Genomic DNA, 6,850 nt, shown 5'->3' with positions numbered 1-6,850 from the left:
CGCGAGCGGCCAGTTCGACTGGGCCCGCGAACGGCTGCGGGTGCTCAGCGCGCCGACGCGTCGGAGCTGGTCCGCGAATACGAGGATCTGCGCCGCAGCCAGAAGGACGGCCTGGATGATCCCCAGCGCTACGGTGTGGCCATCGCGCAACTGCGGGACGGCGGCAGCAACACCCGGCAGGCGCTGGAGGATCTGCAGCAGCTGCACGCCACCTACCCGGACAACCTGTGGGTCAGCCTGGCCCTGGGCGAAGCCGAGTCGCGCAGCGGGAAGCGCACCGAGGCCAACCAGCGCTTCGATACGCTGCTGCAACGCCTGCCGCGCAACCGTGCGGTGGCGCTGACCTACGCCCAGGTACTCAACGAGCAAGGCGGCGCCGAGGCAGGCAAGCGCGCCCAGAGCATGCTGCGCCCGCTGCTGGCCCGCTCGGGCGATGACCCAGTGTTCCAGCGGCTGTTCGCCCGTGCCTGCGAACTGGCCGGAGACCCGGTGCGTGCCAGTGAGGCCTACGCCGAGGCCGCCTATCTGAATGGTCGCCCGGAACAGGCGCTGCTCCAGTTCGAGGCCCTGCTCAAACAGCCCGGACTGGATTACATCAGCCGCGCCCGCGTGAATGCGCGTATCGAGTCGATCATGCCCACGGTGCTGGAAATGCGCCGCCTGGGTGTGCGTGACCCGGACATGTCACGGAACTGAATCACGCCGCCGCGTACCGCCGCCGGAAGTCTCATCCGATGTCACAAACCGGTCATCAAACCGTAGTCTACTGGGCGCACTCCAGATTGATGGGCTCTACGGTAGGCAGACGTGCAGAAACGCATCCTGATAGTCGACGACGAACCCGCGATCCGTGACATGGTCGCTTTCGCCCTGCGCAAGGGCGAGTACGACCCGGTCCACGCCGGCGATGCGCTGGAAGCGCAGACCGCCATCGCCGACCGGGTCCCGGACATGATCCTGCTGGACTGGATGCTGCCCGGCACCAGCGGCCTGGAACTGGCCCGGCGCTGGCGCAAGGAGGCCCTCACCCGCGACGTGCCGATCATCATGCTCACCGCCCGCGGCGAGGAGAACGACCGCGTCGGTGGGCTGGAAGCCGGCGTGGACGACTATGTGGTCAAACCGTTCTCCGCACGCGAGCTGCTGGCCCGCATCCGGGCGGTGATGCGCCGCACCCGCGATGACGATGAGGACGGCAGCGTGGCCATTGGCCCGATCCGCATCGACGGCGCTGCCCACCGGGTGTTCGCCGGCGAGGCGCCGGTGCCGATCGGCCCGACCGAATACCGCCTGCTGCATTTCTTCATGACCCATCCCGAACGCGTCTACACCCGTTCGCAGCTGCTGGACCACGTCTGGGGCGGCAGTGTGTATGTGGAAGAACGCACCATCGATGTGCACATCCGCCGCCTGCGCAAGACGCTGGAGCCGTTCGGTGCGGAGAACATGGTGCAGACCGTGCGCGGTGCCGGCTATCGCTTCTCGGCCTCCATCTGAGCGGCTTGATGCTATAACCAGCAGTCATTTCGACGGATCCATCCGCACCACCCGAGAACGCAATGCCCCGCCAATTCCGATCCGCCTGGTTGAAGACGCTGGCCGCCGTGGCCGCGCTGTTGTTGCTGGCCGGATTGCTGGGCGCACTGGTCGGCCACGTCGGGCTGACCGTCGCGGCCGCCGCGCTGGGAATCCTGGCGTGGCACTACTGGCGCCTGCGGCAGGTGCTGCTGCGCCTGACCGCGCGCCAGCGCTGGGAAACCATCAACGGCAATGGCGTCTGGAACGAACTGGACCGCCTGCTGTACCGCAACCAGCAGGAGATGCGCGCGCGCAAGCGGCGCCTGCTGCAGATGCTGCGCAGCTACCGCGCCGCCGCTGCCGCGCTGCCCGATGCGGTGGTGGTGGTGGACCGCAACACCCAGCGTGTGCAGTGGTTCAACGAGGCGGCGACCACCCTGCTCGGCCTGCAGCATCCGCACGACATGGGCGCGGCGCTGGTCGAACGCCTGCAGCCGCTGCCGCTGGCGCACTGGCTGGCCGGTGGCCGCAACGCCGAGCCGATCCTGGATGCCAACTCGCCGGTGGATTCGGGCATCCGCCTGCACTTGCGGCTGATTCCCTATTCGGACCACCACTGGCTGCTGGTCGCCCGCGACGTCACCAAGCTGCTGCATCTGGAGCAGGTACGCCGCGATTTCGTCGCCAATGTCTCGCACGAGCTGCGCACGCCCTTGACCGTGGTACATGGCTATCTGGACATGATGGAGCCGGAGGATTTCCCCGGTACCGGCCCGATGCTGATGGAGATGCGCAAGCAGTCCCAGCGCATGGCGCAACTGGTGGAAGACCTGTTGACGCTGTCGCGGCTGGAATCGCAGCAGCACACCGAACTGGAAACCGTGGCGATGACGCCGATGCTGGTGTCGCTGCGGCGCGAAGCCGAGGCGCACAGCCAGGGACGCCATACCATCAGGATCGAAGACAACGCCGGGGTGGACCTGGCCGGCTCCAACAAGGAACTGCACAGCGCCTTCTCCAACCTGGTCACCAACGCGGTGCGCTACACCCCGGCTGGCGGTCGCATCACCCTGACCTTTGCCCGCGAGAACGGCGGTGCGGTGCTCGCCGTCACCGATACCGGCTATGGCATTCCGGCCAGCCACCTGCCCCGCCTGACCGAGCGCTTCTACCGCGTGTCGAGCAGCCGTTCGCGCGAAAGCGGCGGCACCGGACTGGGCCTGTCCATCGTCAAACACATCCTCGGCCTGCACCAGGCACGCCTGGAAATCCGCAGTGAAGTCGGCCAGGGCAGCACCTTTGCCTGCCACTTCGATGCTGAACACGTCCGCCCGCGACCGGCTCCGCTGTCGCCAGCTCTCACGGAAGATCCCCCGGCATGACTCCTCCCGTTTCGCCTCCGTCGCCCACGTTTGTCAGCACCGATCCGCTGCGCGATCCGGCGCTGTATATCAACCGGGAACTGTCGCAGCTGGATTTCAATTTCCGCGTGCTGGCCCAGGCCATGGACGCGCAGGTGCCGCTGCTGGAACGGCTGCGCTTTCTGTGCATCTCCTGCACCAACCTGGATGAATTCTTCGAGATCCGCGCCGCCGCGGTACGCCACGCGCAGGAGTTCGGTTTGCCCCCGGCACCGGACGGCCTGGGCCCGCAGGCCATCCTCGGCGCGATCCACGACCGCGCCGCCGAACTGGTCGAGCAGCAGTACCACTGCTGGAACGAGGTGCTGCGCCCGGCACTGGCCGAGGCCGGCGTGGGCATCCTGCACAACCGGACCTGGACGCCACGCCAGCGCCGCTGGCTGCGCGCCTATTTCCGCAACGAGATCATGCCGGTGCTCTCGCCGCTGGGACTGGACCCCTCGCACCCGTTTCCGAAGATCCTCAACAAGTCGCTGAACATCGTCGTGGTGCTCAAGGGCACCGATGCGTTCGGCCGCGCCGGCCACTTGGCGCTGGTACGTGCGCCGCGCTCGCTGCCACGCATCATCCAGCTGCCCGAATCGCTCGGCGGCCCGCAGAACTTCGTGCTGCTGTCGGCGGTGCTGTCGGCCTTCGTCGACGAGCTGTTCCCCGGCATGGATGTGCAGGGCGCCTACCAGTTCCGGGTCACCCGCAACTCCGAGCTGGTGGTGGACGAGGAGGAAGTGGAGAACCTGGCGCTGGCGCTGCGCGATGAACTGGCCGACCGTGGCTACCGGCCGGCGGTGCGGCTGGAGATCGCGCACGACTGCCCCAAGCCGATCATGCAGACCCTGCTGCAGAACTTCGGCCTGCCCGAAAACGCGGCCTACCGCATCGACGGCCCGGTCAACCTCAACCGGGTGATCCAGGTGTATGACCTGCTCACCCGGCCGGACCTGAAATACCCGCCGATGTCACCGCGCGTGCTCAAGACCGCCGAGGGCATCTTCGAGAGCGTGGCCGGCAACGACATCCTGCTGCACCATCCGTTCGATTCGTTCAGCACCGTGCTGGACCTGATCCGCGAGGCTTCGGTGGATCCGAACGTGCTGGCGATCAAGCAGACGCTGTACCGCACCGGCAAGGATTCGGGGATTGTCGAGGCGCTGATCCAGGCCGCGCGCAACGGCAAGGACGTCACCGTGGTGGTCGAGCTGCGCGCGCGTTTCGATGAGGAGGCCAACCTCGGCCTAGCCGACCGCCTGCAGGACGCCGGCGTGCAGGTCGTCTACGGCGTGGTCGGTTACAAGACCCACGCCAAGATGCTGCTGATCGTGCGCCGCGAGGGCCGCAAACTGCGTCGCTACGTGCACCTGGCACCGGCAATTACCACAGCGGCACGGCCCGCGCGTACACGGACCTGAGCCTGATCACCGCCAATGCCGACATCGGCAACGACGTGCACCTGCTGTTCCAGCAGCTGTCCGGCTGGCGCCGAAGATGAAGCTCAAGTGCCTGCTGCAATCGCCCTTCACCCTGCATGCCGCTGATCAAGCGCATCGAACGCGAGACCCGGCTGGCGCAGGAGGGCAAGCCGGCGCGCATCATCGCCAAGATGAACGCCCTCAACGAGGCCCAGGTGATCCGCGCGCTGTATGCCGCCTCGCAGGCCGGCGTGCAGATCGACCTGATCGTGCGCGGCGCCTGCACCCTGCGCCCCGGCGTCCCGGGTATTTCGGACAACATCCGCGTGCGCTCCATCGTCGGGCGTTTCCTGGAGCACAGCCGCGTGTACTGGTTCGGCAACAACGGCGCCCCGGAGCTGTTCTGCGCCAGCGCCGACTGGCTGGAACGCAACCTGCTGCGCCGCGTGGAAACCTGCTTCCCGATTCTCGATGCGGAGGTCGCCCGCCGCGTGTATCGTGAAACCCTGCAGAACTATCTGGATGACAACCTCAACGCCTGGGAACTGCAGGCCGACGGCCGTTACCGCAAGTGCGCGCCAGGCAACGGCGAACCGCCGCATTCGGCGCAGATGACGCTGCTGGCCGGCGTCTGAGGCGCCGGCCAGCAACGGCTGTCATCAGCAGGTGACGGCCGCGCACGGCCATCGGCTACCATTCCGCCATGCCACTGTCCTCCACGACTCCCCCGCCCCTGCAGGAAGGCGACCTGCTGGCCGCCATCGACCTGGGCTCCAACAGCTTCCACATGGTCATTGCCCGCTATCTGCTGGGGCAGCTGCGCGTGGTCGACCGCCTGCGCGAAACCGTGCGCATGGCCGATGGCCTGGACGGCAAAGGCGGGCTGTCACCGGAGGCACGGCAGCGCGCGCTGGAATGCCTGGCCCGCTTCGGCCAGCGTATCCGCGACATCCCGCCGTTGCGGGTGCGCGCGCTGGCCACCAACACCGTGCGCAAGCTGCGCTCGCCGCTGGCGTTCCTGATGCCGGCTGAAACCGCGCTGGGCCACCCGATCGAAGTGGTCAGCGGCCGCGAGGAAGCACGCCTGATCTACCTGGGCGTGGCCCACGCGCAGCCACCGCACCCGGGCCAGCAGCGGCTGGTGATCGACATCGGCGGCGGCTCCACCGAATTCATCATCGGCCGCGGCTTCGAGACGATCGAACGTGAAAGCCTGCAGGCCGGCTGCATCGCCAGCACCCGCCGTTTCTTTCCCGGCGGCAAGCTGAGCAAGAAGCGCTGGAAGGACGCGCTGACCGAGATCGGCGCCGAGTTCCAGCCGTTTGCCGCCAAGTACAAGGTGCAGGGCTGGAACGAGGCGCTGGGTTCGTCCGGCACGCACAAGGCGATCAGCGACATGTGCGCGGCGATGAAGCTGAGCAAAGGGGCGATCACCGCCGAGGCGCTGCCGCTGCTGCGCGAGGAACTGCTGCGCGCCAAGCACATCGACGAGATCGACCTGCCCACGCTGTCCAACGAGCGCAGGCCGATCATCGCCGGTGGCATCCTCGTGCTGGAGGCGGCGTTCCAGGCGCTGGAACTGCAGAAACTGCAGGTCAGCAAGGCCGCGATGCGTGAGGGCATCCTCTACGACATTGTCGGCCGTGCCAGCGAGAACGACCTGCGCGATGAATCCGTCGCCGCGCTGATGCACCGCTACGGCATCGACAGCACGCAGGCGCAGCGCGTGGAGGCTACTGCGCAGCGTCTGTTCGAACAGGTCGCCGCCCTGTGGAATCTGGAAACCGATGATGCGCTGATGCTGGGCTGGGCCGCACGCCTGCACGAGATCGGCCTGGCCATTGCCCACAGCGGTTATCACACCCATGGCAGCTACATCCTGGAGAACTCGGATATCGCCGGTTTCTCACGGCAGGAACAGCAGCTGCTGGCGGCCCTGGTACGCACCCACCGCCGCAACGTGCCCAAATCCGCCTTCGAGGCCCTGCCCGACCGCCTGCTGATGCCGGCCCGGCGCCTGGCCGCGTTGCTGCGCCTGGCCGTGCTGCTGCACCGTGCCCACGAAGCCGATCCGATTCCGACCCTGGAACTGTCGGCAGACGGTGACAACCTGTCGCTGGTACTGGCCCAGGCCTATATCGATGCTCGCCCGTTGCTGCGCGCGGACCTGATCGGCGAGGTCGACGGCATGACCGGCCTAGGTATCAGCTTCAAGCCATTCATCGCCTGAGCACGGGCCGGCTGTCACAGCGCCGGCATCTGCGCGACATCCTGCCGCCACACCCGCCCGGCATCCTCGGCTCAAACGCCGGAGGCCGCCATGCGCTTTGCCATCGTCACCGAGACCTATCCGCCGGAGGTCAACGGCGTCGCCCTGACGGTACAGGGGCTGGAACAGGGCCTGCGCGCACGGGGCCATGCGGTGGAGGTGATCCGCCCGCGCCAGGGTGCGCATCCGGCCGCCACGCATGAACTTCTGGTGCATGGTGCGCCGCTGCCCCGCTA

The 6,850-nt window shown here is 67.4% G+C and carries 3 protein-coding genes and 3 pseudogenes; all 6 read left to right on the top strand.

Going from position 1 to position 6,850, the window contains the following annotated elements; translation table 11 throughout:
- Nucleotides 1-696: pseudogene (locus JCM9942_RS08745) on the top strand (tetratricopeptide repeat protein); the annotation flags it as partial.
- A 111-nt stretch (nucleotides 697-807) separates the two neighbouring features.
- On the top strand, nucleotides 808-1,497 hold the full coding sequence (gene phoB / locus JCM9942_RS08740; protein WP_054659077.1) for a phosphate regulon transcriptional regulator PhoB: 690 nt from the start codon (nucleotides 808-810) through the stop codon (nucleotides 1,495-1,497).
- Nucleotides 1,498-1,559: 62 nt separating this feature from the next.
- Nucleotides 1,560-2,900, top strand: a complete 1,341-nt coding sequence (phoR, locus tag JCM9942_RS08735) for a phosphate regulon sensor histidine kinase PhoR (protein WP_054659075.1) — start codon at nucleotides 1,560-1,562, stop codon at nucleotides 2,898-2,900.
- Nucleotides 2,897-4,980, top strand: a pseudogene (ppk1, locus tag JCM9942_RS08730) (polyphosphate kinase 1). The gene phoR and the pseudogene ppk1 overlap by 4 nt, the downstream one beginning before the upstream one ends.
- A gap of 74 nt (nucleotides 4,981-5,054) precedes the next feature.
- On the top strand, nucleotides 5,055-6,575 hold the full coding sequence (ppx, locus tag JCM9942_RS08725; RefSeq protein WP_172675078.1) for an exopolyphosphatase: 1,521 nt from the start codon (nucleotides 5,055-5,057) through the stop codon (nucleotides 6,573-6,575).
- A gap of 90 nt (nucleotides 6,576-6,665) precedes the next feature.
- Nucleotides 6,666-6,850: pseudogene (locus JCM9942_RS08720) on the top strand (glycosyltransferase family 1 protein); the annotation flags it as partial.

Source organism: Stenotrophomonas pictorum JCM 9942 (assembly GCF_001310775.1).
Lineage (GTDB): Bacteria > Pseudomonadota > Gammaproteobacteria > Xanthomonadales > Xanthomonadaceae > Stenotrophomonas > Stenotrophomonas pictorum.
Note: the sequence above shows the minus strand (reverse complement) of the source record. Positions and strands in the feature narration are given on the sequence as shown.

What these genes read in the sequence shown, in the direction of transcription:
- phoR (WP_054659075.1), top strand. Translation starts at nt 1,560, where the DNA reads ATGCCCCGCCAATTCCGATCCGCCTGGTTGAAGACGCTGGCCGCCGTG.